The 2,509-nt window shown below is 47.6% G+C and carries 3 protein-coding genes; all 3 read right to left on the bottom strand.

All coding sequences use genetic code 11. The annotated features are described in order from the left end of the window. On the bottom strand, positions 1-875 hold an 875-nt coding region (locus ACEW8S_RS11690; RefSeq protein WP_373518328.1), incomplete at its 3' end, for a sulfatase-like hydrolase/transferase. A gap of 114 nt (positions 876-989) precedes the next feature. After that, the gene (locus ACEW8S_RS11695; protein WP_373518329.1) at positions 990-1,811 is read right to left on the bottom strand and encodes a sugar phosphate isomerase/epimerase family protein; all 822 of its coding nucleotides are present in this window, start codon (positions 1,809-1,811) and stop codon (positions 990-992) included. Between the two features lie 124 nt (positions 1,812-1,935). After that, positions 1,936-2,509, bottom strand: a 574-nt coding sequence (locus tag ACEW8S_RS11700; RefSeq protein ID WP_373518330.1) for a gluconate 2-dehydrogenase subunit 3 family protein, incomplete at its 5' end; no start/stop codon positions are given.

Raw genomic sequence — 2,509 nt, forward strand, 5'->3', positions numbered from 1 at the left:
TTCCCGTTTTTAGGGAATTTGATTACCAAAGGCACTTTAACGCCCGTATCGTATAAGGCCCGTTTATGTCTGGGAAAAGGGCCGCCATGGTCGCCATAGAAGAAAATGATACTGTTTTCGTAGTGGCCATCTTCCTTCAAATCAGCGATAATCGCTCCGATTTGGTCATCGAGCCGCTTGAGGTTGCTATAATTGACGGCAAGATCATGCCGAACGGTTTTTGTATCTGGAAAGTAGGGTGGTACGGGGACTTTTGAAGGCTGAACGAAGAGGGAATCCTTGCCCCGATTCCAAATCTGGGATTCGTGGCAAACGGCAAAATTAAATACGGCAAAAAACGGTTGTCCCTTCCTTTTTTTGCGCCAATGGGGATGTTTGCTACTCTCATCCCAAGCGGCATCGGTCTTCTCGAAGTTGTAGTCTTCCTTGGGGCCGTTGGTGGTATAATAGCCTTTCTTCCGAAGATATTCGGGAAACATTTTGACCGCGTCGGGAACGACTGGAGAATAACTCGGGATGTCCAATCCATGATAGGGCCGGCCGCCTTCCCTTCGCCCAGGCGCATAGGTACGCATATTGTGCGTACCGAGTGTTGTCGGATACATGCCCGTAATCAATGCACTCCTTGCCGGGGCACAAACGGGAACCGGCGCTACGGCATTGTCGAACACCACGCCGTCTTCGGCCAAAGCTTCTAAATTCGGCAAGGGTATCGTACTGTCACCGTACATAGGAAACCAGTCGGGGGACTGATCTTCGGCGACAAGCCAGATTATATTCGGGAGGGGTTTGTCTAGGACGGTGTCTTTGGATGTTTCTTGGTTGCAGCTTGAGAGCGATAGGGCAAGAAGGCAAAATAGGGTTGGAATTTTCATAGAGAACGGATTTTAAGGATCGTATCCTTTTTGCCAATCGTTTGTCTTTTTTCGGTTGCCCTCGACGAACAAAGCATGGGAGAGAGGTAGTCATTGGTGTCGTACCCAAATTCCTTAATCCTCCAGCCCTTTCAAAAACTCCAAACTTTGGGGTACTTGATCGACCACCCTAGAAGATTCATCCTCTATAAACATATAATCGATACCCAGCTTTTTGGACTCGGCCACGGTGCCTGCAATATCGATCTGGCCCGTACCAAGTACCACGTTGGTCTCTACATCTTCATGCCCTGTATTGTTGCCCTTCACGCCCTTTTCCATATCCTTTAAATGCATCAAGCTGAATTTATCGGGATATTTTTTCATCAAGGCCAACGGGTCCGCACCCCCATGCTGCGCCCAATACACATCAAGTTCAAAGGTGAAATTGGTTGCGTTTTGGGCCATATAATCGAAAAGGGTACCGTCTTTATACGGGCGGAATTCATATCCGTGAGGGTGGTAGGCCAAGGTCAATCCGTTCTCTTTCAACTGCTTCCCCGCTATGTTGAACACTTCGGTAGCATGTTGGGTCTCTTCGAGGTCCCATTTGTTATCGTCGTGCGGCACCCAGGCACACATGACGTATTTGGCCCCGAAGGATTTGGCGTTATCGATAACTTTTTGCACATTGTTCTCCAAATCCTCAAAACCAGCGCCCACACTCACGACCTCGAGATTATTCTTCTTTAAAAGTGCCTTGAATTCCTTCATCGGAAGGCCGTAGGTGCCGCCACCCTCTATTTTGGTAATACCCCAATCATTGATGAGCTTTAGGGTACCTGTCACATCTTCCTTAAACTGGTCGCGAAGGCTGTAGAGTTGTAAGCCGACTTCTTGGGCGGTCATTGGGATTGTGAATAGAATTACACCAAATAAGATGAGCAGCTTTTTCATTCGTAATTTTTAAAATTAACCTATAACCTTTACCTATTGAGGAGAGCGTACCTGAAGCATCGAACTTCGTCGAAGAACAGAACAATTTACCTGTACATAGAAACGTTCGGCATGCAACCATATACTAGGTCAACAACTTCCCGTTCTCGTCCCACTCCGCTACCTCGTTTCGCGTGCTTTGGTCGATACATTTGGCGATCCATTCTGGGTCGTACGCCACGCCGTGTTGATCTAATACATCTTGGGGAACGCCGTCCCAGACGTTCGGCGAATTTCCTTTATAGCCCAAATCGGCTATACCTACTTTTGAGGTGTAGTATCCCGTCACGGTAAGGTTTCGCATTAATGCGAAAAATTGGATTTCTAAAGGCTGCTTATCCAAGGGTACTTCCAGATCGTGCCAACAGATTTCGTCACATATCTGTTTTTGTTGCTCCAATGTTGCGGATTTAAATTCGGTGCCGAACTCCGTATTGCTCCTATGGTCCATCCACATAAGCCCTCCCAACAGGGTGTTCTGCATCTCTGGAATATCCTTGCCCATGAACTCGATAAATGCAGGAACATCTGCTTCGATAGGCCCTCCGTTCGGCTCTTTTGGGGGAAGGATTACCGTACTTAGAACGGCAATGGTTTCCATTTCGTGCTCATTGAACAATTGCTCGGCGTTCAGTTTTTCTATCCGTTCCAGTTCCTCT

This window comes from Pricia sp. (genome assembly GCF_041745955.1).
GTDB lineage: Bacteria > Bacteroidota > Bacteroidia > Flavobacteriales > Flavobacteriaceae > Pricia.

Bases quoted from the DNA above. Each gene is read 5' to 3' on its own strand.
- ACEW8S_RS11695 (WP_373518329.1), bottom strand. From the start codon at position 1,811: ATGAAAAAGCTGCTCATCTTATTTGGTGTAATTCTATTCACAATCCCA.